The 26,172-nt window shown below is 54.9% G+C and carries 27 protein-coding genes and 1 tRNA gene; 17 read left to right on the top strand and 11 right to left on the bottom strand.

The window, feature by feature from the left end:
• The first annotated feature begins 5 nt into the window (after window positions 1-5).
• From ACN0V1_RS07815 to rluB, 3 genes are read left to right on the top strand one after another with little or no spacing between them, the layout of a single operon-like run.
• On the top strand, window positions 6-782 hold the full coding sequence (locus tag ACN0V1_RS07815; protein ID WP_417544680.1) for a segregation and condensation protein A: 777 nt from the start codon (window positions 6-8) through the stop codon (window positions 780-782).
• Window positions 783-828: 46 nt separating this feature from the next.
• Window positions 829-1,470: an SMC-Scp complex subunit ScpB gene (scpB, locus tag ACN0V1_RS07810; RefSeq protein ID WP_417544461.1), complete on the top strand. Its 642-nt coding sequence runs from the start codon at window positions 829-831 to the stop codon at window positions 1,468-1,470.
• Between the two features lie 39 nt (window positions 1,471-1,509).
• Window positions 1,510-2,541 carry a 23S rRNA pseudouridine(2605) synthase RluB gene (gene rluB / locus ACN0V1_RS07805; RefSeq protein WP_417544460.1) on the top strand — a complete coding sequence of 344 codons (1,032 nt, stop codon included), beginning with the start codon at window positions 1,510-1,512 and terminating at the stop codon, window positions 2,539-2,541.
• A gap of 29 nt (window positions 2,542-2,570) precedes the next feature.
• Here the strand turns inward: rluB and ACN0V1_RS07800 are convergent, their stop codons facing one another.
• Window positions 2,571-3,497, bottom strand: coding sequence for a GGDEF domain-containing protein (locus ACN0V1_RS07800; protein ID WP_417544459.1), 927 nt, complete (start codon window positions 3,495-3,497; stop codon window positions 2,571-2,573).
• A gap of 300 nt (window positions 3,498-3,797) precedes the next feature.
• On the opposite strand from ACN0V1_RS07800, the gene ACN0V1_RS07795 reads away from it, so the two are divergent.
• The 5 genes from ACN0V1_RS07795 (at window position 3,798) to ACN0V1_RS07775 (ending at window position 11,528) form a co-directional block, all read left to right on the top strand.
• Window positions 3,798-4,481 carry a GntR family transcriptional regulator gene (locus ACN0V1_RS07795; RefSeq protein WP_417544458.1) on the top strand — a complete coding sequence of 228 codons (684 nt, stop codon included), beginning with the start codon at window positions 3,798-3,800 and terminating at the stop codon, window positions 4,479-4,481.
• 1 nt (window position 4,482) lies between these two features.
• Window positions 4,483-7,983: a chromosome segregation protein SMC gene (gene smc, locus ACN0V1_RS07790; RefSeq protein ID WP_417544457.1), complete on the top strand. Its 3,501-nt coding sequence runs from the start codon at window positions 4,483-4,485 to the stop codon at window positions 7,981-7,983.
• Window positions 7,984-8,125: 142 nt separating this feature from the next.
• Window positions 8,126-9,157, top strand: coding sequence for a cell division protein ZipA (gene zipA, locus ACN0V1_RS07785; RefSeq protein ID WP_417544456.1), 1,032 nt, complete (start codon window positions 8,126-8,128; stop codon window positions 9,155-9,157).
• 77 nt (window positions 9,158-9,234) lie between these two features.
• Window positions 9,235-11,265 (top strand): NAD-dependent DNA ligase LigA, encoded by a 2,031-nt coding sequence (gene ligA, locus ACN0V1_RS07780; protein ID WP_417544455.1) that lies wholly within the window; start codon window positions 9,235-9,237, stop codon window positions 11,263-11,265.
• Window positions 11,266-11,300: 35 nt separating this feature from the next.
• Entirely contained in the window at window positions 11,301-11,528 is a 228-nt protein-coding gene (locus ACN0V1_RS07775; RefSeq protein WP_417544454.1) for a hypothetical protein, read from the top strand.
• A 10-nt stretch (window positions 11,529-11,538) separates the two neighbouring features.
• Here ACN0V1_RS07775 and ACN0V1_RS07770 read toward each other — a convergent pair whose 3' ends face one another.
• The 6 genes from ACN0V1_RS07770 to flgA form a co-directional block, all read right to left on the bottom strand.
• Entirely contained in the window at window positions 11,539-12,171 is a 633-nt protein-coding gene (locus ACN0V1_RS07770; protein WP_417544453.1) for a CBS domain-containing protein, read from the bottom strand.
• Window positions 12,172-12,246: 75 nt separating this feature from the next.
• On the bottom strand, window positions 12,247-14,178 hold the full coding sequence (mnmC, locus tag ACN0V1_RS07765) for a bifunctional tRNA (5-methylaminomethyl-2-thiouridine)(34)-methyltransferase MnmD/FAD-dependent 5-carboxymethylaminomethyl-2-thiouridine(34) oxidoreductase MnmC (RefSeq protein ID WP_417544452.1): 1,932 nt from the start codon (window positions 14,176-14,178) through the stop codon (window positions 12,247-12,249).
• 2 nt (window positions 14,179-14,180) lie between these two features.
• Entirely contained in the window at window positions 14,181-14,792 is a 612-nt protein-coding gene (locus tag ACN0V1_RS07760) for a peptidylprolyl isomerase (RefSeq protein WP_417544451.1), read from the bottom strand.
• 121 nt (window positions 14,793-14,913) lie between these two features.
• Entirely contained in the window at window positions 14,914-15,384 is a 471-nt protein-coding gene (locus ACN0V1_RS07755) for a flagella synthesis protein FlgN (RefSeq protein ID WP_417544450.1), read from the bottom strand.
• 7 nt (window positions 15,385-15,391) lie between these two features.
• On the bottom strand, window positions 15,392-15,712 hold the full coding sequence (flgM, locus tag ACN0V1_RS07750) for a flagellar biosynthesis anti-sigma factor FlgM (protein ID WP_417544449.1): 321 nt from the start codon (window positions 15,710-15,712) through the stop codon (window positions 15,392-15,394).
• 210 nt (window positions 15,713-15,922) lie between these two features.
• Window positions 15,923-16,624: a flagellar basal body P-ring formation chaperone FlgA gene (flgA, locus tag ACN0V1_RS07745; RefSeq protein ID WP_417544448.1), complete on the bottom strand. Its 702-nt coding sequence runs from the start codon at window positions 16,622-16,624 to the stop codon at window positions 15,923-15,925.
• A gap of 189 nt (window positions 16,625-16,813) precedes the next feature.
• Here flgA and ACN0V1_RS07740 point away from each other — a divergent pair, with 189 nt between their 5' ends.
• From ACN0V1_RS07740 to ACN0V1_RS07715, 6 genes are all read left to right on the top strand, one after another.
• Entirely contained in the window at window positions 16,814-17,743 is a 930-nt protein-coding gene (locus ACN0V1_RS07740) for a chemotaxis protein CheV (RefSeq protein WP_417544447.1), read from the top strand.
• 40 nt (window positions 17,744-17,783) lie between these two features.
• On the top strand, window positions 17,784-18,611 hold the full coding sequence (locus ACN0V1_RS07735) for a CheR family methyltransferase (RefSeq protein WP_417544446.1): 828 nt from the start codon (window positions 17,784-17,786) through the stop codon (window positions 18,609-18,611).
• A 3-nt stretch (window positions 18,612-18,614) separates the two neighbouring features.
• A complete protein-coding gene (locus ACN0V1_RS07730; RefSeq protein WP_417544445.1) occupies window positions 18,615-19,802 on the top strand; it encodes an MFS transporter in 1,188 nt (395 codons plus the stop codon).
• A 12-nt stretch (window positions 19,803-19,814) separates the two neighbouring features.
• Entirely contained in the window at window positions 19,815-20,738 is a 924-nt protein-coding gene (locus ACN0V1_RS07725; RefSeq protein ID WP_417544444.1) for a LysR family transcriptional regulator, read from the top strand.
• Between the two features lie 86 nt (window positions 20,739-20,824).
• A complete protein-coding gene (locus ACN0V1_RS07720; protein WP_417544443.1) occupies window positions 20,825-21,175 on the top strand; it encodes a hypothetical protein in 351 nt (116 codons plus the stop codon).
• Entirely contained in the window at window positions 21,135-21,566 is a 432-nt protein-coding gene (locus tag ACN0V1_RS07715) for a lipocalin family protein (RefSeq protein ID WP_417544442.1), read from the top strand. Before ACN0V1_RS07720 ends, ACN0V1_RS07715 begins: the two co-directional genes overlap by 41 nt.
• A gap of 7 nt (window positions 21,567-21,573) precedes the next feature.
• On the opposite strand, the gene ACN0V1_RS07710 is transcribed toward ACN0V1_RS07715, so the two are convergent.
• Both ACN0V1_RS07710 and ACN0V1_RS07705 read right to left on the bottom strand, forming a co-directional pair.
• Complete coding sequence (locus tag ACN0V1_RS07710) at window positions 21,574-22,224, bottom strand: cupin domain-containing protein (RefSeq protein ID WP_417544441.1); 651 nt, start codon at window positions 22,222-22,224, stop codon at window positions 21,574-21,576.
• A gap of 78 nt (window positions 22,225-22,302) precedes the next feature.
• The gene (locus tag ACN0V1_RS07705) at window positions 22,303-22,833 is read right to left on the bottom strand and encodes an isochorismatase family protein (protein ID WP_417544440.1); all 531 of its coding nucleotides are present in this window, start codon (window positions 22,831-22,833) and stop codon (window positions 22,303-22,305) included.
• Between the two features lie 210 nt (window positions 22,834-23,043).
• On the opposite strand from ACN0V1_RS07705, the gene ACN0V1_RS07700 reads away from it, so the two are divergent.
• Window positions 23,044-23,134 (top strand) — tRNA-Ser (locus ACN0V1_RS07700).
• Between the two features lie 77 nt (window positions 23,135-23,211).
• Here the strand turns inward: ACN0V1_RS07700 and ACN0V1_RS07695 are convergent.
• On the bottom strand, window positions 23,212-24,081 hold the full coding sequence (locus tag ACN0V1_RS07695) for a LysR family transcriptional regulator (protein ID WP_417544439.1): 870 nt from the start codon (window positions 24,079-24,081) through the stop codon (window positions 23,212-23,214).
• 93 nt (window positions 24,082-24,174) lie between these two features.
• Between ACN0V1_RS07695 and ACN0V1_RS07690 the strand changes: the two genes are divergently transcribed.
• Window positions 24,175-24,675, top strand: coding sequence for a lactoylglutathione lyase family protein (locus ACN0V1_RS07690; protein WP_339780223.1), 501 nt, complete (start codon window positions 24,175-24,177; stop codon window positions 24,673-24,675).
• Here the strand turns inward: ACN0V1_RS07690 and ACN0V1_RS07685 are convergent.
• Entirely contained in the window at window positions 24,669-25,358 is a 690-nt protein-coding gene (locus ACN0V1_RS07685) for a haloacid dehalogenase type II (protein ID WP_339780221.1), read from the bottom strand. The genes ACN0V1_RS07690 and ACN0V1_RS07685 overlap by 7 nt on opposite strands.
• A 164-nt stretch (window positions 25,359-25,522) precedes the next feature.
• On the opposite strand from ACN0V1_RS07685, the gene ACN0V1_RS07680 reads away from it, so the two are divergent.
• Window positions 25,523-26,137 (top strand): TetR/AcrR family transcriptional regulator, encoded by a 615-nt coding sequence (locus tag ACN0V1_RS07680; protein ID WP_291949144.1) that lies wholly within the window; start codon window positions 25,523-25,525, stop codon window positions 26,135-26,137.
• The last annotated feature ends 35 nt before the right edge of the window (window positions 26,138-26,172 follow it).

Here is a 26,172-nt window from a genome sequence, read left to right as displayed (position 1 = left end):
CAGAGCTGGCCCCTTTGGCGCGGGTTTCAGGGAAAGATCTGATTGACCTTCCCAGTGATCTGTATATCCCGCCAGACGCGCTTGCGGTGTTTCTGGAAGCCTTTGAGGGGCCGCTCGACCTTCTGCTCTACCTCATCCGTCGCCAGAATATGGATATTCTGGATATAGACGTGAGTGAAATAACCCGGCAATACATGGACTATATCGGAGCCGTGGAAGTTATGCGCTTCGAGCTGGCTGCAGAGTACCTGGTGATGGCAGCCACGCTGGCGGAAATAAAATCCCGCATGCTGCTGCCGAGGCATGAGAGCGCCGAAGAAGATGAGTTGGACCCAAGAGCTGAACTGATTCGGCGGCTGCAGCAGTACGAGCGATTCAAGCAGGCCGCTGAGGACATCGACACATTGCCACGTATGGAGCGTGACAGTTTTTCTGTATCGGCATCGCTACCGCAGTTACCGTCGACCCAACCGCATCCCGATGTCGATTTTATGGATATGCTTCTTGCACTTCGTGGCGTACTGGAACGAGCGGACCTTTTTACCAGCCATCATGTGGAAAAGGAGAAACTCTCCACCCGGGAGCGCATGTCGGCCATTTTGTCAGTGTTAAAGGAAGATCAGTTTGTTGCTTTCCAGAGTCTCTTCACCGTTGAAGAAGGAAGGCTCGGCGTGGTGGTCACGTTTCTGGCAACGCTCGAGTTGGTGAAAGAGCAACTGATTGAAGTAGTACAGGCAGAAGTGCTGGGTTCGATTCACGTGCGCGCCCGGGCTGCCCGCTAGATTATTCCGCATCGGAAAACAGCGCACCGAAGAACGGATCGCCATCATGAACGAAGAACATCTTTCCAGAATTCAGGCAATTGTCGAAGCGGCGTTGCTGGCTGCGGGTAAGCCCCTGTCACTTGACCAGTTACGGGAACTGTTTACCGAAGATGAACGCCCGGCACGGCAGGTCATGGAACATGTGATGATGCTTCTTGGCGGTGCGTGCGAGGGGCGGGGGTTTGAGCTTCGTAAAGTAGCCAGCGGCTACCGGCTTCAGGTTCGTGAGGAGTTTGCGCCCTGGGTCAGCCGGTTGTTTGAGGAAAAACCTCAGCGCTATTCCCGTGCCCTGCTTGAAACGCTTGCATTGATCGCCTACCGCCAGCCCATTACCCGTGGCGAGATTGAAGACATTCGGGGTGTTACGGTAAGCAGCAATATCATTCGCACATTACTTGAGCGAGAGTGGGTTCGCATTGTAGGGCATAAGGACGTTCCCGGCCGGCCTGCGATGTATGCGACGACCCGACAGTTTCTGGACTATTTCAATCTTTCCAGCCTGGACCAGATGCCACCTTTGTCCGAGATCCGGGACCTGGAAGAAATAGGCAGGGAAATTGAAAACAGTATTCAAGCCGAGATTGAGTTTGATTCAACATCGGCAAAGCCCGCCGGGGATAATCCTCCGGGCGAGACAATTCACTGATACCATTCGGGTATCAGTCAGCGATTAAGGATTATGTTCATGGCGTCAGAACGCCCCGGAAGAAAAGCAAAACCGGCCGCAGATACAGTGACTAATGAGGAGCCGGAGCGGATCCAGAAGCTTCTCGCCCGTGCCGGTATCGGCTCGCGCCGGGAAATCGAAGGTTGGATGGAAACCGGGCGCCTTACGGTCAATGGTGAGGCCGCTGTGCCGGGCCAGAAAGCAACGGTGAATGATCGGTTCGAGCTGGACGAAAAGCGGCTGGAAGTGGCGGCGGCTGCGGTGACTGTGCGCCGGGTGCTTATCTATAACAAGCCTGAAGGTGAGGTGACTACGCGGAAGGATCCTGAGGGGCGGCCAACGGTATTTGACCGCCTGCCCAGGCTCAAGGATAACCGCTGGATATCGATAGGCCGGCTGGACATCAATACCACCGGGCTTGTGCTGTTTACTACCGACGGAGAGCTCGCCAATCGTCTGATGCACCCCTCAAGCCAGATTGACCGGGAATACGCAGTCAGGGTATTTGGCGAAGTTGATGACGCCATGATTGAGCGCCTGATGGCCGGCGTTCTTCTTGAAGACGGCATGGCAAAATTCAGTGATCTCAGTCCCGCCGGCGGCAGCGGGATCAACCGTTGGTTTCACGTTACGCTTCTGGAAGGCCGCAACCGTGAGGTCAGGCGTTTGTGGGAGTCCCAGGGTGTACGCGTAAGTCGTCTGAAGCGTGTGCGTTATGGGCCGGTTTTTCTGCCAAGCAGGCTGACGCTTGGGAAATGGGAAGAGCTGGATCAGAAAGCCGTCGACTCACTGAGTAAAACGGTCGGGCTTGAATCGGTAGATATACCGCAAAAAACGCCGGACGAGCAGGCTGCCCACGACCGGCAGCGAAGAAAGAGCCCGGGGAGTGGTAACAAAAAAGCCGGAAGCCGGCGCTGGGATGTCAGTGATACCAAACCGACTCGAAACGGAGGCTCTGATAGGCCTCGCACCGGGGCGGGCAGGCCGAAGACAGGGTCTGGCCGGCCGCGTAAAGCCCATTCCGGAAGTGCCGGTAAGTCGGGCAGATAATTCCATGTGTTGATCCTGAACCGGGCTGTTCAGCGAATGGTCGCGAACACCCGGGTGCAGTTTCGGCCCTGATCTTTGGCCCGGTAAAGTGCTTCGCCAGTGCGGGCTATCCACTGGTCCGCGGCTTCCTCCGGCATATAGCGGGCTACACCGCAGCTTATTGTTACCGAAAGCTCAGTGCCTCCGCAGTCCACCCGAAGGTTTGCCACGGCACTGCGTACCCGGTCTGCTACATCCCAGGCTTCCTCCTCGCACGTATGGGGCAGCAAAATAGCGAACTCTTCTCCACCAAACCGGTAAACGCTGTCTGAATTTCGGATTGCAGCCTCCAATGCCTCAGCAGTCAATCTCAGCAAGTGATCACCCACAACATGCCCGTGCTGATCGTTTACCGTTTTGAAACGATCCAGGTCGCACAGAATCAGGGTGTACTCCTCAGCATGACGTTGTGCAAGCATGCTTGCGCGCTGAAGATGCTCGTCCAGAGCCCGTTTGTTGGGAATTGACGTAAGCGAATCAGTCAGCGCCGCCTGTTCAATGGCAATAAACTGGCAGGCATTGCGTAGCGGACAGATGGCCGCGCTGATGATCATTTCAATGCCCTGCAGTTCGTCGTCTGAAAATTTGCGACGACGGTTCAGTGTCAGAGTGCCGTAACACACGCCTTCGAGATTAAGCCGATACTCACAGCGGTGCGGCCCACCGATACCGGTTGCATACACAAAATCACGATGAGCTATCTGATGGCGGTAATTCAGCGCGTCGAAGGGAATGATTTCGCCCAGTTCTTCCGCCAGAATGCCAAGCTGGGTTTCCAGCGAGAGAGTCGTGGAAAGCCGCCGTGTAAGCCTGCTGAAAGGATCGGGAGTGTTCGACCAGCCCTGATAAGCTTGTCGTAGTGCCGCCAGATCTTTCGGCTGAGAGGTGGATCTCTGTTTCGACGGTATGTTTTTCACTGAGGTTCACTCTGCTGACAGAATTGATCGATTGCTTGCGCGGGTATTAGCATGGTTTGTGCCTGTCAATAAATTACGTATATAAAACAAATATATGTGTTGAACTTCTAAGGTGCTTTGATGTGCCGGTGAGCAAGCTCGGCCCCAAGCGTCAAGAAAGCGGCAAGCTCCTTCCGGAGGATGCGGTCGCGGGCGCAAAATGCTGGTCAGGGGGTGGGGATGACGAATCCCTGTGTTAAACTCTGGCTGTTCAATCATCAACTGAATCCCCGCTGTTTCCAGAAATGAGCAACATTCCGTATGACGTTTCAGGCCCCAGAAAGTCTCTCCGAACAGATCGCCCAGCATCTGGAGCACAGGATTGTTACGCGGGATCTGACGCCCGGGAGTCGCATCCAGGAGCTCAAGGTTTCAGGTGACCTCAACGTCAGCCGCGGTTCGGTGCGCGAAGCCTTGCTGATTCTGGAGCGCAGGCATCTTATTGAGATTTTTCCACGCAGAGGCGCGGTGGTTTCCAGCCTGACCGTGGCCAGCGTTGACAGTCTTTACGATATCTACATCGACTTGCTGTGCATGCTCGGACGCAAAGTAATCGAGCGTTGGTCGGGCGATGAACTGGGCGGTGTTATGGGCCGGGTTCGTGAAGTTGAGGCGGTTATCCAGGCTGTAAACTCAACGGGGCCAGATGCGGCAGAAAAAGTGATCGATGCTGGCTTTGGAGTCATGCGTTACGCTTACGGACTTGTGGACAACCCGTTCCTGGAGGAGACTCTGGAGAACTTCCGGCCCGCGATCAGTCGCACTTATTTTGTTGCACTGGAGAATTTCCGTGAAGGCATCGGGCAGACAGCTGTCTTTTTCAACCGTCTCGGAGAAGCTGCGGTGAGTGGCGACGCTGACCGTATGCAGTCCGCAATAACGGACTTTGGCGAACATCAGCGTCAACAGGTACTGAGTACGCTCAGGGAGGAGGAGAGCGCGTGACATGCGCCTGAAGTCCATCAAGCTTGCCGGCTTCAAGTCATTTGTCGACCCCACTACGGTTCCGTTCCCTACGAATCTGACGGCGGTGGTTGGCCCAAATGGCTGCGGCAAATCCAACATTATCGACGCTGTTCGTTGGGTAATGGGAGAGAGCTCTGCCAAGTATTTGCGCGGCGAATCCATGACCGACGTTATTTTTAACGGCTCCAGCGCCCGCAAGCCCGTGGGTCAGGCGTCCATCGAGCTTGTCTTTGATAACAGTGACGGCTCCGCCCCCGGAGAATTTTTCCGCTTCAACGAAATTTCAGTGCGCCGCCGGGTTTCCCGAGAGGGCCAGTCAGAGTACTTTCTCAACGGTGCAAAGTGCCGCCGCCGGGATATTACCGATCTTTTTCTGGGCACGGGCCTCGGGCCCCGAAGTTACGCCATTATCGAACAGGGCATGATTTCAAGGCTGATTGAGGCCAAGCCGGAGGAGCTGCGAACCTATATTGAAGAAGCGGCCGGAATATCGAAATACAAAGAGCGGCGTCGGGAAACCGAAAACCGGATGCGCCGCACCCAGGAAAATCTCGAGCGCCTGACCGATCTCCGCGAAGAACTTGGGCGCCAGTTACAGCACCTTGAGCGGCAGGCTGCGGCTGCTGAGAAATACAAAGCCTATAAACATGACGAGCGCCAGAAAAAAGCTGAGCTGACCGTTTTGCGGTGGCAGGCACTGGACAACGACTTGCAAAGTTGGCGCGAAAAAATCCGTGACACCGAGCTGGAGCTTGAAAAACAGCTTACACAGCGCATTAGCCTGGAAACATCCCTCGAGTCTCTCCGGGATGGCCACCACGAACGCACAGAACACTTTAACCGTGCCCAGGCTCGCTATTATGAGGCGGGTGCCGATATTGCCCGCATCGAACAAAGCCTTGAGCATCAGCGTGAACGTAGCCGGCAAACTGCTGCAGAGCTGGATCAGGCCATGGCTAACCAGCGCGAGCTTGCCCGCGAGCTGAGCCAGGATGAAGAAAAGCTGGCCGGAATCCATGAAGAGCTCAAGATGATTGAGCCTGAGCAGGAGGCGCTGGCCATCCGTTCGGAAGAATCCGGGGAGAAGCTTCAGCAGGCGGAAGACGCCATGAGCGAGTGGCAGCAGCGCTGGGAGGAGTTCAGTTCACGCTCCGCAGATGCCCGCCGCGAAGCGGAGCTTGCTCAATCCCGCATTCGCTCCCTGGAAGAGGCTATAGATCAATTGCTGGTCCGCCAGCGCAAGCTTCACGACGAACAAACGCAGCTGGACGGCCAGATTGACCGAGCCGAGCTTGAGGCCTTTCAGGAGCAGCAAGAGGCACTGGAGCTGCAGCGTGAGGGCGCCGCTGAGCGCATCGAGGCCGTGCACGATGAACTTCAGGAAGCTCGCCGTAACCAGCGTGATACTGAACTAAGCCTGACCGACGCTCGCCAGCGGGTTCAAAGCCTGCAGGCCGCTCTGGAGTCCCAGCAGTCTTTGCTCGACGAACAGATGGGTGGGCAGGATGACGGGTTGCAGGCGTGGCTGGCGGAGCATGGCCTGGGTGATTTACCTCGAGTTGCCGGCAAGCTTCGCATAGACGATGGCTGGGAGTTCGCGCTGGAACAGGTTATCGGGCGCTTCAGCCAGGGGCTGGTATTGCCTGAAATTGATCCGATGTCTCAGGCTTTGCATGGCGCGCCAAAGGGTTTGGCCGTTATCCGGTCTGGCTCTGTTGGCAGCGCTTCGGCGCCGGCTCAGGGGTTGGCCGCCAAGGTTGCCGGGATGGCTTCGGTTAACGCCATCCTGGCGGGAATCGGAACGGCGGAAACCCTCTCCGATGCCTTGTCACAGAGGACTGAGCTTGCAGAAGGCCACAGCATTATCACCCGAGAGGGAGTCTGGGCTGCCCGCGACTGGGTTCTGATGCCAGATTCCGACGCCGGTCAGATCGGCGTTATCGAACGACAGAAAAAAGTGGATGAGCTGACGCAGCAACTGGCCCAGGCGGAACAGTCTCTCGAAGAGGTAAGAACTCGTTATGAGGCCTTACAGGAACGGACCGAAAGGGCAGAGGCCGCAAGGGATGACGCCCAGGCCCGGCTGAGCGAAACCGATCGTGAGCTTGGCCAGGTCGTCTCCAGAATAAGCGGGCTTCGCGCCCGCGCCGAGCAGATTGATGCACGACTTGCACGCATTCAGGAGGAGGTTGCAGACGTAGCTCTGAACCTGGACGAACAGCAGGAAAACCTTGGCATCGCTCGTGAAGAATGGCACCAGGCACTGGCGCTGACCGAAGACGGCGACGATGAAAAGGAACGTCTGCTCGAGCAGCGCGACATGCTCAGAGAGACGCTCGATGGCCTGCGCCAGGAAGCGCGCCACGACCGCGATCACGCTCATCAATTGCAACTGCAGCTGCAGTCACTCAGCAGCCAGCGCGACGGGCTGAGGCAGACTATAGACCGCATGCAGTTGCAGAAGGAACGGCTGGAAGAGCGCCTGGAAATGCTCAGGGAATCCCGGGAGAGCGCGGAAGAGCCCATGGAAGATCTGCAGATGCAGCTTGAAGGGTTGTTGGATCGCCGGCTAGCGGAAGAAGAAAAGCTGCATGCAGCCCGTGATGCGCTGGAAGAAATTGATCGCGAGGTGCGGGAAAAAGAGCAGGGCAGAAGTGGCACGGATCACCGGATTCAGGACGTCCGCTCAAAGCTGGAAAAGCTGAAAATGGAATCCCAGGCGCTTGAGATCCGCTCGGGTAACCATATCGAGCAGCTTGAAGAGCTGGATGTGAGGTTGCAGGACGTACTCTCGCAGTTGCCAGAAAATGCGAACCCGGACGAATGGGCAGCGGAGCTTGAAAGAATCGGGAGCCGTGTCCAGCGTCTTGGTGCCATTAACCTCGCGGCGATTGATGAGTATCAGGTCCAGAGCGAACGTAAAACCTATCTCGATAGCCAGCACGAGGATCTGATGGAAGCGCTGGAGATTCTTGATACGGCAATCCGCAAAATTGATCGCGAAACCCGGCAGCGCTTCAAGGAAACCTTTGATCAGATAAACGGAGGCCTGCAGGCACTGTTCCCGAAAGTATTTGGTGGCGGCAACGCCTATCTGGAACTGACGGGCGAGGATCTTCTCGAAACGGGCGTGACGATCATGGCGCGGCCACCGGGCAAAAAGAACAGCACTATCCATCTGCTCTCCGGCGGTGAAAAGGCGCTAACGGCCATTGCGCTGGTGTTCTCCATTTTTCAGCTTAACCCGGCGCCTTTCTGTATGCTGGACGAAGTTGATGCACCTCTTGATGACGCCAACGTTGGTCGCTACGCGAATCTGGTCAAGGAAATGTCAAAACAGCTACAATTTATCTACATAACCCATAATAAGATCGCTATGGAAATGGCAGATCAGCTTATGGGCGTAACCATGCACGAGCCTGGGTGTTCACGCCTGGTTTCTGTGGATGTGGAAGAGGCGGCCGCTCTGGCGGAGGCCTGAAACCGGATAGAAAACCGCCAAGCATGACAATAAGGCCATGTGATGCGGCTTTGCGTTGTATTCACTACGGGCTTTTTTTAGAGTAGCAGCCGGAGCCCTTTATTCGCCTCCGGATCTGATCTGCAAACAGGACAGCAGCACTATGTCACTTAGGGAATGGTTAATTGCCATCGGCACCCTGGTCATCATCGGCATTGTTATTGACGGTTTAAGGCGCATGCGCCGCGCCCGTAAGGAGTCTATTGCGATTTCTTCCAGTATGGGCGCCGATGACCTGAAAGACTCTCCGCTGGATGAGCATCATAATCCTGAGCTCCCGAACGGTGGGGCGAGGACGATTTCGAAAGATACGCTGGAAGAGCGTGGCTACGTAAGGCGTGAAAAACCGTCACGCTCTCGTGCTCCGAAACAAAAGCCGACACGGCCCGTTCGTGAAGCTCGGCGGGAAGATGCCGGTTTGCCCGACGATTCACCTGAGGGTGATGTTGTGGGTTGGGAGCAGGGAACGGCCGGCGGCAGCGTGGGAGAGTCTGGTTTTTCCTCTGTGGAGCCCGAAAATCTGACCGGTGATACGGGGTGGGGGGTCGACGATGAAGAGTTGTCGTCGCCAGAGCAACCTTCACCAGGGGGTGTCAGAAATGAGCCTTCTGCAAGCACGACTGACGTAGAGCAGGATACGGCGCGCCGTGACCCTGCAGGCACTCGCCCGGAGCAACCTCTGGCTGGAGCCAACCGCCCGGAAGCCCGTGAGGTTATTGTGATCAACGTGCTCGCCCGCCAGGGAGAGGACTTCAGTGGAAGCGCACTGCAAAAGCTGTTTGAAGCTTGCGGTCTGCTTCATGGCGATATGAAAATTTACCATCGCCATGAAGCAGAGGACACCATCAGCCCCGTGCAATTCAGCGTCGCGAACGCCGTTGAGCCTGGCACCTTCACGCCCAATGACGCAGCTGCCATGACGACACCGGGCATCAGCTTTTTCATGAGCATGCCAGGACCAACGAACGCATTGCAGGCTTTTGATTTCATGCTTGAAACCGCTCAGTGTGTTGTTCGTAACCTGGGCGGCGAATTAAAGGATGAGCGCCGTAGCGTGATGACGGCCCAGACGATCGAGCACTGTCGGCAACGTATTCGCGAATTCGAACGCAAGCAGCGCTCGCCTCGCCACTGAGCCGGCTGGGATCAGAACTGAAACAACAATGCCCGGAGTAGTCCGGGCATTTTTTTGACAGCCAAGAGCACGAATGTATGAGTAAGCCGTCACCGGACACGATCAAGCGGGTAGAGGAGCTGCGATCTACCCTTGAAGAGCACAATTACCGGTATTACGTGCTCGACGATCCGGGCATTCCGGATGCGGAGTATGATCGCCTGTTCCGGGAGCTGCAGAAGCTTGAGGCTGAGTATCCCGAGCTGGCATCGGACGATTCACCGACCCGGCGTGTAGGCAGCAGTGCAGAAACCAGTTTTGAGGAAGTGATCCACCGGTTGCCCATGCTATCGCTGGACAACGCATTCAGCGAAGACGAACTCCGTGATTTCGATCGCCGGGTGAGGGAGCGGCTCAGCAGTGATGAAGACGTTGAGTACGTTTGCGAGCCGAAGCTGGATGGACTTGCTGTCAGCCTGCATTACGAGCAAGGCTCGCTTACGCGGGCGGCAACCCGGGGCGACGGCTATGCCGGGGAGGACATCACGGCAAACATTCGTACTATTCCGTCTGTTCCGCTGCGGTTGAGAGGCGACGACGTTCCGGATCTGGTGGAAGTCCGGGGCGAGGTTTATATGCCTCGGGCCGGCTTCGAAGCGCTGAACCGCCGGCTGACAGATCAGGGTGAGAAAACCTTCGTAAACCCACGGAACGCAGCTGCTGGAAGCCTGCGTCAGAAAAAATCCACCGTCACGGCACGGCGCCCTCTGGAAATGTGCGCCTACAGCGTTGCGGTCACTGATGAAAGCTTGTTGCCGGATACGCAGTGGGAGAGTCTTCAGCAAGTTCAGCGCTGGGGCTTTCGTATTAATCCGGAAATGCGTAAAGCCCTGGGTGCGGGCGAGTGTCTCGCGGCCTATGCAGAGCTGATGCAGAAGCGCGATACGCTGCCCTATGAGATCGATGGCATCGTATTCAAGGTCAACCGGCTGGACTATCAGGAAGCCCTGGGATTCGTTTCCCGGGCGCCACGCTGGGCCATTGCCCACAAATTTCCCGCACAGGAAGAACTGACGGTTATTGAGGATGTGGAGTTTCAGGTGGGTCGCACCGGAGCGGTTACACCGGTTGCACGGCTGAAGCCGGTTTTTGTGGGCGGTGTGACGGTAAGCAACGCCACGCTTCATAACATGGATGAAATCCGCCGCCTGGACGTTCACATTGGCGATACGGTATTTATCCGCAGGGCCGGTGACGTTATTCCAAAAGTTGTGAAGGTGGTTCTGGAAAAGCGTCCTGAAAACGCTGAATCCGTAGAGCTCCCCAAACAATGCCCGGTCTGCGATTCGGATGTTATCCAGATTGAAGGCGAAGCCATCGCGCGTTGCTCCGGCGGGCTGTTTTGCCCTGCCCAGAGAAAAGAGGCGATTCGGCATTACGCGTCCAGAAAGGCGCTGGATATTGAAGGACTGGGGGACAAGTGGATTGATATCCTGGTTGATCAGGACATGGTGAAAACCGTTGCTGATCTCTACCTCCTGACCGCTGCGGATCTTACCCGACTGGAGCGCATGGGTGAAAAATCCGCCAGTAATCTGGTAGCAGCCATTGATCGCTCCCGCGAACCAGTGCTCTGGCGCTTTCTTTACGCGCTGGGTATCCGGGAAGTGGGTGAAGCCACGGCGAAATCATTGGCGTCGCATTTCGGCACCCTTGAGGCGGTGGCAGAGGCGGATGAGGAAGCGCTGATGGCGGTACCGGATGTCGGGCCGATTGTCGCCGGTCATATTCGCAGCTTCTTTGAACAAGTCCATAACCGGGAAACACTCGACGCCCTGCGTGAAGCTGGCGTCAGATGGCAGGAAGAGGAGATTACGGCGGGCGCAAAGCCGCTTGAGGGTCAGACCTGGGTGTTGACAGGCACCTTGACGGAACTGACCCGTGATGAAGCCCGGGAAAAGCTGGAAGCGCTGGGAGCGAAAGTTGCAGGCAGTGTTTCGAAGAAAACAACCTGTGTAGTGGCAGGTGAAGCCGCCGGATCCAAGCTTGCAAAGGCTGAACAGCTCGGCGTGCAGGTGATGGACGAGCAGGCTTTGCTGGATATGTTGAAGGAGCATGACCTGTTGTAAGCGCTGGCGTCACAGTTTGCGGGGAACGTTGCGAATTGCCCGAGCTGGAAACGCCCGGTGAACACAGCTTTGTCGCAACGGATGTCACTGTGGGACATGCCGGCAGAATGTTTGTCGTCGGATACGACAGCATGGATAACGACAGGGTACAGGTGCTGATATTCAATCAGAAGGGTGGCTTGCTTCAATTGCTCGAGGTGTCAGCGCCGGGAGATCAGTTAATACTACTGATCAGCCCGGAGGGTTTGTTGCTTAACCCTTAGTTGCCGATCTCTAAACACTGCCTTGTTGCCCGCTGGCACTGGCGTACAGGCGCAGATAGTCGGTGCTGGTCACGACACCTACAGGTTCGCCCTGAGTGTCTACAACCAGAGCGGCATTGAGCTGGTGTGCCAGCATCAGCCTGGCAAGCTGGTGGGCATCGGTTTCAGGAGAGGCTGTCAGAAAGGCTGGTAGCTCGATATGAGTCAGGCTCTGACTCATGGCATTGGTTTGATGATCATGAAGCCATGCCAGTAGCCATTGTTGCGCTACGAGCCCGGCAACGTTTGCGTCGGCTGTAACCACAAGGTGATTGGCGCCCTGTTCGTCCATCATGGTGATTGCCTCGGCCACAGTTGCGGAGGCGGGTATCGAGTAAAGTGTCGGGGAGCAGATATAGGAAACCGGCAGATAAGACCGTTGGTCTTTGCGTTCGCCTGCGGCGGTCGCGCCGTACTCTTCCAGAGCACGATGCCGGCCCGATTGAGCCGCTAGCTGAAACTCGGCATCCGTTGCTTCACCTCGCTTGGGGTTGATCGGTTGGCCTGCTGTCAGCTCAGCGACCTCACCCACGCGTCGCCCCCGAAAGATCTCCGGCAACCTTGTCCCGATGGGACGGCCTGGCTCACTGACAAAAATGGACACTTCTCTTACCCTCTGAAGTACACACCTCTCAACCAGTATATCGGCGCCGGAGTACGGATCATTAGCGGTAATTCGTTACGAAGATGCCACCTTCGGCTGGTGCATGCGCCCGGTCGCCAGCCTTCTGGCCAAAGTCACTGGCAGAGCGGACGGTTGCCCCGTTATCTGGTCTGCAACAAACTCCGCGAGCAAAGGAGCATAGGTGAGGCCTTTACTGCCCAAGCCAGTCAAAAGATAGAGGCCTTCCTCCACCCGTCCCTCTGCATCAAATAATGGCCCTGCTGCAGGCTGATAGTCGTGGGTTGTGCAGCGAAATCCAACGCGGCCCGCAAGCTGCTCCGACACGTCACTGGTTGCCAGCTTCGTTGATAGCATTTGTGGCACCATGGCCGAAAGCTCCCGGATATTCTCCCGGTGGCTCTCCGCCGTGGAATGGGGGTTGTCGTTGCGAAGATCAAACGTCGCGCCCACAACCGCGAGCCGCTGGCCCTGAGTGCCGTAGGCTGGATTCAGGTAACGGGCTCCGCAGATAACCGCCGTGGGGCTTTCTGAAAGGGTCTCAGGCATGTGAGTTACCTGCCCACGAATTGCCTTGAAGCGAAACTTGCCCGAGCCGGGAATGACTTGTGGGCTCTGGTGTCCCGCACAGATCACAACGCAATCGGCCTGAATGTCAGGGTTATCCGAGCCTGCTATGGAAAGATGCCATTGGCCATCTGAGATCGCCATCTCCTTTACTGAGCGCCCCAGCGCTTTATGAACCCCTGGATGCAAGGCAAGTGACTTACATAACTTGCCGGGCTCGAGCCAACCGCTGCCGGGAAACCATAATCCGCCGCTTTCAAGGCGAGCTCCGGTGAGATTTTCGGCTTCCTGCCTGGTGACCGGGCGCAAAAGGTCTTCAGGGTAATGGTTGCGCTCAATGAAACGGCGTTGACGATCCTGTTCACTGTCACTCCAGGCCAGTTGCAGCAGGCCGGTGGGATGCCAAAGCGTATCGCGGTATGAGTCGTAGTAGCGCTGGCTGAACATCAAGGCAGAGAGGGCAAGCTCTGTCTGATGGTTGAATTCCACGCCAAGTTTTACATACATGGCGCCCTGAAGATTGCCGGATGCAGCCGAGCCAGCCTCCTCCGCGGAATCGATCAGTGTAACAGCGCAACCTCTGCGCGCGAGGTTGTTTGCGAGCAGGCACCCCGCGATACCTGCGCCAATGATGGCAACGGATCTGACTGGTTTCCCAGCAGTGTCAGTTGGGGTGAGAGGTGCAATATCCGATCGGAAAACTCCGCGCTGCATCGTTTGATCAGGCCCGAAGCCTTCACACTCCTGCATACGAAAACCCACGCCCTCCAGCGTGCGCAGTATTGTGTCCTCTGAGGTGAGCGCAGCCAGCGTGGTGCCGGGTTTGCAGTGCTGGCGGATTCTGGCGATGGTTTTTCCCTGCCACATTTCCGGATTAATCGCCGGTGTAAAATCATCCAGAAACCATGCGTCGGCCTGAAAGCGAAGCGTGTCCAAGGCATCGTTTGCGTGGCCAAAAAACAGAGTAAGGCGAACCCGGCCGCCGGCCAGAACAAGGCGATGGGCGCCGCGAACCAATGAGGGGTAACTGGCAATCAGTTCACCCGACACGTCGCCAAGCTCCGGCCAGCACGAAAGCGCTTTTTCAAGATCCGCAAGAGTCAGCGGAAAACGTTCAATGGCGATGAAATGGAGCGTCGCTGCATGGGAGGGGCCGCAAGACTCCCACGCCTGCCACGTGGCAAGGAAGTTCAGGCCTGTGCCGAACCCGCTTGCCGCGACCACGAAAGATCCGGCCTCGGGAACTGCGGCGAAACGCGCTTTCAGATCGTTCTGTGCAATAAACACGTGACGGGATTCATTCAGCCCATACTGGCGGCTGAAACAGGCGTCTCCGAACAGCCTGGACTTGGGTACGCCGTCGTGCCAGACCAGCTCGGCCGGTTCAATAGCAGGCGGGTTGGTAGAGAAGGGAGCACGCACCCCTATTCCAGCAGGGTAATGCTTTCGATCACCACCGGATTTACCGGTACATCAGCCATGCCCCGGACGCGGGCAGTCTTTACGCCAGCAATACGGTCAACCACACCCATACCTGCGGTTACTTTTGCAAAGACCGCGTAACCTGCGCCCCGAACGCCGGCGTTCAGAAAATCGTTTTTTGTTACGTTAATGAAAAACTGGGATGTGGCAGAATCCGGGGCATTGGTCCGCGCCATGGCCACTGTGCCACGCAGATTGGGAAGGGTTGAAGACGCCTCATTCTTGACAGGCGCGCGGGTTTCCTTGCGTGCCATATCGCTGGTAAACCCACCGCCCTGGATCATGAAGCCCGGGATAACCCGGTGAAAGATCGTGCCGTCAAAAAAACCATCGCGGGCATACTGCAAAAAGTTCTCAACCGTCTCAGGAGCTACATCAGGGCGTAGCTGCAGTTCAATGGCACCCTCGCTGGTAAGGATTCGCACCTCAGGCAATTTGGATTTGGTGTCATTTGCGTCGGTCTGGGCGTGGGCCTGAAGCGTTAAAAACCACAAACCGAGAATCAAAACTACGACGTGGATTACATTGTGCAAGGGTTTTGCCAGATTCATCATTACCGGGGCTCTCAGTCGGTTAGCGGCAGGTGGAGTTCCTGCAATAATCACACGAACTCAATTGTGTTCCGATCTTAACAGATTTGATTCGCTGTTCGGGAGCCCGCCCTGTATTCGCTGATCAGGCGCTGGCGAGAACCGTGCGGCTTGATACGGTTGTTTGCTGGCCCTTGGCGCCGTAGAGCTTCTGTTGGTTGGAGGCGCCCCGAAAAATATCGGTAAGTCGGGTCAGACGCTTCTGCAGATGGTTGATAATTCGCCCGTTGTTTTCATTAAGAAGGTGGCATTCCCGAAGCTTGGTGTCCGCTTCATGCCAGAGGGTGTAGAGATCACTGAGGCCGGCACTGCGGATGAAGCGGGAAGGTTCGCCGCTGTCTGGTCGAAATCCCATCGCAACCAGCAGGCGTATCTTCTGCTTCGCGCGCTCACGGATTTCTTCAAGAACGGCGTTCTTTTGCTGAGTCAGTGTTTCAAGTGCTTTGGAGTCGGAACCGGAAAGGCAGGATTTCTCCTGTCGCAAGATTTCCACCAAGGTTTCGAGTTGGCGGATATCCTGGGACAGAAGGTTTTTCAGATCGTCAATTGCAGCCATGATTTACTCACCCGAATATGCTTTTATCCATATCAAGCATCTTCTGGGCCAGCTTTTCTGCATCAACTTTATAAGTGCCATTTGCGAGCGCTGTACGAATTTCTTCGATCCGCTCGTCATCCATTTCAGGATAATCTCCCAGCTTTTGTTCAAGCTGCTTGAGATTCCTGGCCTGGCTGCTCAGGTTCACGTTTTCGCCGCGGGCACTCTGTGCCTTGGTCTGCTCGCGGGCAGTTTGCCCGGCATTTTGGCTGTTTGCGGGCTTGTCGGCCGTTGTTCTCTGGGTGTTGACCTGGCCTTGGCCAATTCCATTTAAGTCAACTGACATATCATTACCTGCTTTACAGTTAAGCCGCACAGACGTGGGCTGACTCGGGTTTATACCCATGTAACGGCACAGTGCCGGATTACTTTAGGGGCAAAAGTACACTTTTTGTTAACATTCTGTCACAGTTTTAACGGGCCTTGTGGCAGTGATCGACCGGTGGCAGTTTTTTGCCGGCGGAAAAGATCTGCCAGGCAGCTGGCCCGGAGCGCATTACATCGGCACCTCAACGTGCCCGGGGGCAATAACGTTGGCTTTGACGGTGCGTGACGAGGCAAGGTTTTCTACCAGAACCTGCTCACCAACGGACGCGTTAGCGAGAGCTTTGCCCCGGGAACGAACCGAAAAAGATCCGCTGCGAGCGCTGATAATAACATGGTCGCCCCGCGCGACAGCGTCTGGTGCTTCAAGGAGGTCGGGCGTCAGGACCGAACCAGCATTAACCGGTCTGCGCACAACCATACCTTCTATAAGGGCGGCATCGGTCACTATTCCTCGCCGGCTGGCATTCACCACGACAGAGCGGGCCTCAAGCATGCCTTTGGTTATTCGCTCGCCACGCCCGAAAGGGCGGGCCGCGACAAGTGCGGGGCCGCTGATAGAAACCGTGGCTGTTACGAACATACGCCACGGCCGTTCACCGCTGCAAGCCACTTGTACAGAGGGATGCTCACTCTTCCAGGGATCACCGGAAAATTCTACCGCAAGAGGGGCCGAGCAAGGTGCAAGAGATATTCGGCTATCAATACGGCCGGTCTCAAACGTAACCTGATATCCCTCTTTGGCCTGGGTGCGGGCAAACGCATCAAGAAATGATGTGGTCGCGGTACGAATTTCATTTGCTGTCGTCTCCGCCAGCACAGAGCTGGCCAAAGCCGACATGAATAAAAGCGAGACTAAAAGCTTGGTGCGCATATGGCCTGGTTTGTCCTATGCTGTCAGTAACACGGCAAAATTTACTATAAATGCCTAAGGATTGCGGTATTCCGGCCGTTAAACTGGCTTATCCGCATGTGGGTGACGTTATTCTGTCGCCCAGGTGACTCAATTCCAAAGATCAGCAAAATGCATGCCGGTGCATACGATCGGCCAGAGGAGACTGTTATGGCAGGCGTATTGGACAGTGTTAACCAGCGGACGCAGCTGGTCGGGCAGAATCGCCTTGAGCTTCTTCTTTTTCGCTTGCGTGGGCGCCAGATATACGGCATCAACGTGTTCAAAGTTAAGGAAGTACTTCAGTGTCCGAAGCTGTCTTCCATACCTAACAGTCGCGCAGTTGTTCGCGGTGTGGCGCACATCCGTGGCGAGACCATTCCGGTCATTGACCTGGGTATGGCTATTGGCTTGCCGGGAATTCCTCAGGAAGACCTGTCGAGCTGCTTCGTGATCATCACCGAGTACAACCGCAAAACCCAAGGCTTTCTGGTAACGGCAGTAGATCGGATCATGAACATGAATTGGGAAGACATTCTCCCTCCTCCCAAGGGCACGGGTAAGGATATTTACCTTACAGCGGTTACGAAAATTGATGACAAGCTGGCAGAAATAATCGATGTAGAAAAGGTTCTCTCAGAGGTTTCTCCTCTCCGGGAGGATGTTACCGAGGCAGTCCTCAGCAAGAGCGCTGAACGGGCTCCGGGGCACCTGCCGGTTTTGGTGGTCGATGATTCCGCGGTAGCACGCCGCCAGATCGAGCGCTGCCTTATCGCGATTGGCATGAGCGTCGTAGTCCGGAACGATGGTAAACAAGCCCTCCAGTATCTGAAAGAGATCACGGAGGACGGTTCAAAAGCAAAGGACCACCTTTCGATGATAATTTCCGATGTGGAAATGCCCGAAATGGATGGCTATACCTTGGTTACACGGGTTAAAAGTGATCCTGCACTCAGCGATCTGTTTGTTATGCTCCATACGTCATTGAGCGGTGTATTCAACAAGGCTATGGTTCAGAAGGTGGGAGCTGATGATTTCATGGCAAAATTCAGCCCGGATGAGCTCGCTGAACGAATCATGGAAATCATGGATCAGGGCTGACTCTTTATTTGTCCGGAAATTCATTCAGAACTGAGAACCAATGAAAGCGGAAATTACGCCACAGGAATATGAAGCCTTCAAAACGTTCCTGCAGGATGCGTGTGGTATTTTGTTGGGCGATAACAAACAGTACCTTGTGAAAAGTCGGTTACGGCGGATTCTGGAGGAGAATGGCCTGAACTCCCTTGGAGAATTGCTTGAACGCCTTAAAAGGCCGGGTCGTGCCAACCTCAAGGAAGTGGTTATAGACGCTATGACCACCAATGAAACGCTCTGGTTCCGGGATAACCACCCGTTCCGTATCCTGCAGGACAAACTGCTTCCGGAATTTGCTGCACGTTCCTCTGTCGCTCCCTTGCGAGTCTGGTCTGCTGCGTGTTCTACCGGACAGGAGCCTTATTCTGCGGGCATGATTGTTGATGAGTTCAGGCGCCAGAAGCCTGGAAAGCTGCGAGATGTGAAAATTACCGCGACGGACATATCGAAAAGCGTGCTCGAAGTAGCACGGCGCGGTGAATACGAGATGATCGCCATTGGTCGAGGGCTTTCGCCGGAGCGGCAGAAACAGTTTTTCACACCTTCTGCCAATGGGGGCTGGCAGATTCGGCCGCACATCAAAAGCATGGTTGAGTTCAAGGAGCTGAACCTGCTCGAACGCTACATGCTGGGCAAGTTTGACATAGTGATGTGTCGCAACGTGCTGATCTACTTCTCCGCAGCCCTGAAGAAAGACATTCTGACCCGTATTCATGCCACTCTGAACCCTGGTGGCTACCTGATACTGGGCGCCTCGGAATCTCTTAACGGCATGCCTGAGCTCTACGAAATGGTGCAATGCCAGCCGGGAATCATCTACAGGAAGAAATAAGCAATGCCCTTTAACGTATGGGTTCTGGTGGCTGCACAGGCACTGGCCATGTGTACTGCGCCTTTTATTGTATTTATCGGGAGTATTCAGGGGCGTCTTCTGGCCTCGGCCCCGGAGTACGCCACGCTGCCTGTTGGGCTCGTAGTTGTGGGTACCGTTCTTGCCATAAAACCTGCTACCTGGCTGATGGAGAGGTTAGGGCGCAAGCGGGTGATGCTGCTTGGCGCGTCAATGGGCATGCTTGCTGGTATTCTCGGTGCGCTGGCTTCCTGGCTCGGCCAGTTTCCGTTGCTTTGCCTGGCCGCCGTCGTAGGTGGGACGGGGCTGGCGGTGGTTCATCAGTATCGCTTCGCGGCCATGGAATCGGTGCCGGATAACATGGCGGGCTCAGCTGCTGCACGGGTTCTGCTAGGCGGACTGGTTGCCGCATGGCTTGGGCCCGAAATTGCTGCATTCGGCAACGGAGCCGGGGCAGACCACCCGTTCCTCACCAGTTGGCTGGTTCTGGCCGGTGTTCAGTTTGCAGCCTTGGTGATACTCGTTGTGGGATACCAGGCAAAAGGCGAGCGGGTAAAAGAAACACACGCGGGCGGTGGCAGGCCGCTGCGGGAAATTCTCGCTAACCCTCTGGTTTGGGCGGCTGTAAGTTCTGCTGCCATTGGCTATGCGGTAATGAGCTTTATCATGACCGCAACGCCACTGAGCATGACTGAAATGGCCGGGCATGATCTGGATGACGCCAAGCGGGTTATTCAGTTGCATATTATGGCCATGTATCTGCCTTCGCTGATCAGCGGCTGGCTAACGCGGGTTGTAGGCATTCCGCTGATGATGGCAGCCGGGCTGCTGGCGTATTCGGGGTGTGTTGTGCTGGCGGCCAGTGGTGTCAGTTTTCACCATTACCTATCGGCTCTGCTACTACTCGGTGTTGGCTGGAACTTCCTGTTTGTGGGCGGCACCACCTTGTTGCCCCGTGGCTACACAGCTGCCGAGCGATTCCGGGTTCAGGGCCTGAATGACGTTTTCGTGTTTGGCTCGCAGGCTACGGCCGCTTTGTCGGCAGGTGTTATTCTCTCCTGGCTTGGCTGGTCTTCTCTGGTAATGATTGCGGTGCCATTTCTTGTTATTCATGCTGTGTTTATGATGCTTTGGTTAACCCGGAGAGAGGCCGAAGTTGGTGAATCGTCATGACTGTGGGCGCCTATGGAGCAGCTTAATCTTCGCCATCTTTACTATTTCTGGGTAATAAGCCGTGAAGGCTCTATTGCCAAAGCCAGCGATGTTCTTGAGCTGGCGCCTCAAACCCTCAGCGGCCAATTGGCGACGTTTGAGGCTTCCATTGGTGGTCGTCTGTTTCTGCGGGAAAATCGCAAGCTCATCCTGACTGATCTGGGGCGGTTCATACTCGGGTACGCCGATGACATTTTTGCGCTGACCGGGGCATTAACTGAAACCTTGCGCTCAGGTCCAGCAGATCGCCCGCTGGCCCTCTCAGCCGGCATCTCCGCTTCCATCCATAAACTGATCGTTTACTACCTTTTGCAGCCCGCTATGGCGATTGATCGGCCGATTCAGCTTGAGTGTCAGACAGGCCGGACTCAGGGGTTGATTCTAAGCCTCAAGCGAAAAGAACTCGATGTTGTGCTTACGGACCGTATGCCGGGTATCCAGAAAGAAGCAAACCTGACGGTTCATCCGATCGGCAGCTCCAGTATCAGCCTCTTTGCAGCGCCGGCCCTGGCTCAACGGTTAAAGCCTGGGCTACCCGCATCACTTAATGGAGAGCCGTTTCTCGCAAATGCTACTGATGTGCCTTACTTTGAACGTCTGATGAACTGGTTTTCGCTGAACGGAGTGCGTATGAATCTCGTAGCACGGGTGGACGACAGTGCGTTGATCAAGGTTTTCGGGCGTGAAGGTTTTGGTGTTTTTGCCGCGCCTACCGTAATTCGGGGTGAGGTTTGCCGGCAGTATGAAGTGGAACATCTCCTTGCAATTGATGATGTGACCGATGAGCTGTTCGCCATTACCCGCGGCAGCAGACTGAGCCACGAAGGCGTCCGCGCTATTTGTGAGGCGCGCACAGACTTCAGGAACACTAAAAATACATCGAAAAAATCGATGTAAAATAATTAAAAAACATTGTTTTATCGAGCTTTGATTGCCGGCATTATGGAGAGGTAAAAGGCAGCAACCCATAAGGAGAAGCAGCCATGAAAACTATCCATAAATTCCGACTTGAACCGGGGAAAGAGCCGACCACATTATCGCTAACCGAGGGATACCGGGTAGTTCGTTGCGAATACATCGTTCCACACAAAGCAGTTTACCTGTGGGTGGAACAACCGCTGAATGTTGGAAGCCCTGAACTGAAGCGGCAGTTCCGGGTAGCCCTTTCCGGGGAGCCAGTGCCAAGAACCTATGAGTACCTTGACACAGCGCTGGATCAATTTGGCCCCGAGGCGTATCACGTGTTTGCAGTCCCTGCCGAAGGTCAGGCTGGAGGCGTCAAACCTGAGAGTGATGCTCCGATCAACCAGCCTTTGGCAGCGTCGGATTGGTGAAGCATGTGAGCGTCTGAAGCTTCTATTTCTTCTACCGCTTCTTTTTCTGATAGTGGCCTGCACAGGCGTACCCAAAGGTATACAGCCCGTCACCGGGCTAAATGCAGATAAGTACTTGGGCAAGTGGTACGAAATTGCCCGGCTGGACCACTCCTTCGAGGAGGGGCTGAGCCGGGTAACCGCCGAATACGAACTGCAAGATGATGGCAGTATCAAGGTAACCAACCGCGGATACGCATTCGTTACCGGCTACGACAGAGACTATCTGTGGTTCCTCTCACGGACACCTGACGTGAGTGAGGAAGCAATTGCGCGGTTCAGGGAAGTAGCCTTGAAGGCTGGATTTGATCTCGAGGAGCTTGTTGTAGTGGATCACAGCTCGGCGAAATAGCTTGCTGTCAAAAGGGTAAGTGGCCGGTTTTCACCCAGATAACGGTTTCTTGCTCCACGAAGGGGTGATGCTGACTCAAATGAGGGCTTCTTAGCCAGGAACCCTCAGGATAGCGACCGTGTTCATCACAGAACTCCCCGGAAAGCACAAAGATTTCTTCACCCCCAAAATGCCTGTGCGGCTGAAACTTCTCATTGGCAGGCCATTTAACAAGCGCCACATGTTCGTGTTCAAATTCGTGAAGCGGCATGACTTCAAGGCCACCGATACCAGGCAACCAATTGCTGTTTCTGGTATCAACGCGAACAGTCGTCAGATCGCGCTCATTGAACTGATGCAGCTTTACCAACAGCGTGCAGCCAGGCTTGCTGAAAGGTGTGTGCCCGCTTCCGGGTGGGTTGCGCAGGTAGGTGCCGGCAGGGTAATCGCCGTTTTCATCCGAAAACACGCCTTCCAGAACCAGTATTTCTTCCCCAAGAGGGTGCTCATGCCGGTTAAATGAGGCGCCAGGCTCGTAGCGAACAACGCTGCTTGCGTGGCCACGCTCAGCTTCTTCTCTGGCCAGAGTTTTCCGGACGACTCCGGTAGCGGGGCTAGGCGCCCAGTCCTGTTCGCCGGTGCGAACTACCACCCTTTTGTCAAAATCCATGTTCAGCATTGCATACCTCTTTAATAGTAATATAAATTGAAACATCCATTACGCTGAAGAATTGCCAGTGGATGAGCCGCTTTGCGGCTACTTGATCAACATCTGCACATCACGGAAGGCAGAGTGCTTACAGTGTCGCATCCATTCAAAAGCTACCATTTCGGTCGTGACGATACGTGCGCCGCTGTCACTGAGCCTGTCGAGGGCAACGTCCCGGTCGAATTCGTTGCGGGAGCCCGTCGCATCTGCAACAACCCACACCTTATAGCCAGCATCAACAAGGCTGAGCGCCGTTTGCATCATGCACACATGAGTCTCGCAGCCCGCAATAATAACGTGTTGCCGGCCTTCCGGAAGGTTTTCAACCAAACCGTCGGGGCAGGCGTCAAAGTGGTATTTGGCCAGCGTTTGATGGCAAAGTTCCTTCACCACTCCCACGTTGGGTCCCAGCTTTTCCGGCAGCTGCTCGGTTGCCAGAACAGGGATATCCAGAAGCCCCGCAATCGTAGCGAGGATGACACACTGGTTGACCACCTCCTGCCCGTGGGCAATGGCAGGCATCAGCTTTTCCTGAACGTCTATCAGCAACAGGATTGATTGTTCCGATTTCATGAGCATTGATAGCCTCCAGGCTTGGTTAACAGGCTGAACAGAATAGAAATACTGTCGAGCTCGAAGCGCGAGCGGCGCATACCATACAGGTTATTATTAGCGCAATCCGGAATAATTGCCGGGTTTTATAGCAAGGTAGTTGCCAAGCGCCACCAAAACCATTAAAGTTTGCGCCCTCAAATGAGCGACGATATAGCTGATTTGAAACAGGTTATTGGAGAGGTGGCCGAGTGGCTGAAGGCGCACGCCTGGAAAGTGTGTAAACGTTAATAGCGTTTCGAGGGTTCGAATCCCTCTCTCTCCGCCAATACAAGACCCCGGCAGCGATGTCGGGGTTTTTTTACTGGCTGAAATAAAAGATGAGAGCCGAGCAATCTTCAGGGATCAAAGCCACTTTCTGGCCTCTGCAATCACCGTGTCCATTCGGTTTTGCAATGGCTTGTCGCGCCGAACCGCAAGGTAAAGCGGCTCTCTAACAGGAACAGGAAGTCGGTGAATTTTGACGAGCTCTGGCTTCGGGAAGGCTTCAACAGCGTGAGCCGGTAGTACAGTAAAACCCAACCCTTTACTTACCGGCTCCAGAATCAGACCGATCTGGTTCGAAAAACCCTTCTTTTCGAACAGGTTGCAGTGCTGAAACTCCGGATAGTTAGCACCAAGCAGCATGCCAGCGTGATGGGCCCCATCAGGGTGATCGATAAACCCAAGTTCTGTTAATGCCTTCCAGCTTGGTTCAACAACATTCGCTGGCGTAACCAATAGCAGTGACTCCCTTGCAACCGGTTGACAGCTGACTTCCTCAAGAGTTGACATACTGGTCATAAACCCGATATCGATCCCGTAGTTGGAGATAGCGTTTTCAACATCCGTATTCGGAGCAAATCGATAGTCAATGACGAGCTTCGGATACTGGCGTTGCAGATCGAGAAGGTGGGCGTAAAGCTTGAGGCCTACGCTTCCGGGAGACATCACCCGAACCAGCCCCTCATAGGCGGGATCCTCGGCTATTCTCTGCTCCAGGCTCGACAGGGCCTGGATGATAGTGCGCCCTTCTGCGTAAAGGCGTTCGCCCGCATTTGTGAGTGAGAATTTTTTGCCCTCACGAATTAGCAACGCTACGCTCAATTGATCTTCCAGTTTTCGTATGTGCTGGCTAACCCCCGATTGCGTCATGTGCAGGCGCTCGGCTGTGCGGGTGAAGTGGCCTACTTCAACGAGCGTGCAGAAACTGCGTAGCCATAAGGTGTTAGTCATTAAAAACTGTACTCATATGAATGACAAACGATAATTTTACGTAATCACAATGTGTTTGTAACCTGTCTGGACCTTAAAACAGGAGAGCAGGGCATGAATAACGTTTATCCCAGAAATTTTTCCCACATCGGTATTTCAGTTCCCAATCTGGAAGAGGCCGTCAAATTTTATACCGAGGTTATGGGCTGGTATCTGATCATGGCGCCGACCGAAATCGTTGAGGACGACAGCGCCATTGGTGAAATGTGCACCGAAGTATTTGGCGAAGGTTGGGGAAGCTTCCGTATTGCCCATATGTCTACCGGTGACCGGATTGGCGTTGAGATGTTCCAGTTCAAAAACCAGACGAATCCGGAGGATAACTTCGAATACTGGAAAACCGGCATCTTCCATTTCTGCGTACAGGATCCGAACCTTGAAGAACTGGCCGACCGCATCGTTGCGGCCGGTGGCAAGAAGCGCATGGAGAAGCCGCGTTATTACTATCCCGGTGAGAAGCCCTACCGCATGATTTACATGGAAGACCCCTTTGGAAACATTGTGGAGATCTATAGTCACAGCTACGAGCTGATTTACAGTGAGGGTGCTTACTGACGGCCGATAATCTGATCGGCGAGAACGGTCAGTTCTGATGCAACAAGATCCGGAACCGGAACACCAGGTGCCGGCAGCATGGCGTTGCCGTACCGGGTAAGAAAGGCACCATGGCAGCCAGCGGCCTGAGCGCCTATCGTATCCCAAAGGTGACACGCTACGAGGCACAGATCCGACGTTTCGACTGACAGCTCCCTTGCTACCAGGTGATAGGTTTCGGGCGATGGCTTGAATTTGCTTGTTGTCTCGACACTGAAGGTTCGCTCGAAAAAATGACTTAACCCCGCCTTATCCATTGGAGTAGGCGAAGCTCCGCTGGCGGAGTTGGTCAGTGTCACCAACCGGAGCCCGGCGTCGCGCAATCGGGTCAGGGCCGGTATGACGTCTGGATGGGCCGGCATTGTACTCATCCGTTCCTTCAGCTCCGCAATATCACTCTCTTCGATGGTCACCTGATGAATATCGGCGACCATCCGCAGTGTTCCCACGCCGAGATCACCAAAGGGTATATAGATGCCGGATAGAGTCATTGTTTGCGAGTAGAGGATCAACTGGGCGAACCACTCTCTCAGGATCCGTCTATCACTGAAAACGCGATCAAACAATGGTTCGAGGGTCGTTATATCAAGAAGCGTTTCGTTAACATCGAAAACGATAATCTGCGGAAATTTTGTGTGTGGCATAGAACATCCTCTTTCGGTTACGGCGGATACAAGCGGTTGTCTGAATGATGGATTATCTTTTCGACTGTAGCTGGACGTGAGTGATCGCTCAAGATAAAATTGAGTAATCATTCAAGTTTATCGCCGCGTTGTATTGCGGCCCTGTAAAACACTGGAAATGGCTTATGGCGCGTGCATCAATCCACAATCGGCAAGACTCTCTGGAACGAGCCCTACAGCTGTTCTGGCAGAAGGGCTTTCATGCCACCTCGCTGAAGGATCTGGAAAAGGCCCTCGATATGCGGCCGGGTAGTATCTATGCCACCTTTGGCAGTAAGGATGGGCTTTTCCAGGAGGCCCTGGAGCGCTATTCCCGCCTTGGTCTGGTAGAACTGGAGCGTACGTTTCAAGCTTACGAATCACCTTTGGCAGGGTTGGCGGCCTATCTGCGTGGGCTCGGTGGGATTTGTGATAAGGAGTTGCCAAGCCGTGCATGCATGCTGGTTAAAAGCCTGCTGGAGCTCGGCGAACGAGAACAAGCCGCTCGGGATAAGGCTGAAGAGTTGCTGGCGGGTATGGAAGTGCTCTTTATTGATCGCTTTTCTGCAGCCCAAAGGGCCGGGGAACTGAATAGTCGGCTTGATCCCGTTCTACTTGGTCGGCGGTTGCAGGCGGAGATAATGGGGTTGCGGGCTTTTGCACAGCGTGACGTAGATAGTGCGACCGTACATGCGCTCGCGGAAGACATGGCCCAGTCCCTGGAAGCGATGCGCGCTGAAGAGGTTGCAGACACAATCTGATGTTTAGTGCGTATTTGCCTGCTCTCATTGCTATG

The organism is Marinobacter sp. (assembly GCF_048266785.1).
In the GTDB taxonomy this organism is placed as follows: Bacteria; Pseudomonadota; Gammaproteobacteria; order Pseudomonadales; family Oleiphilaceae; genus Marinobacter.
Note: the sequence above shows the minus strand (reverse complement) of the source record. Positions and strands in the feature narration are given on the sequence as shown.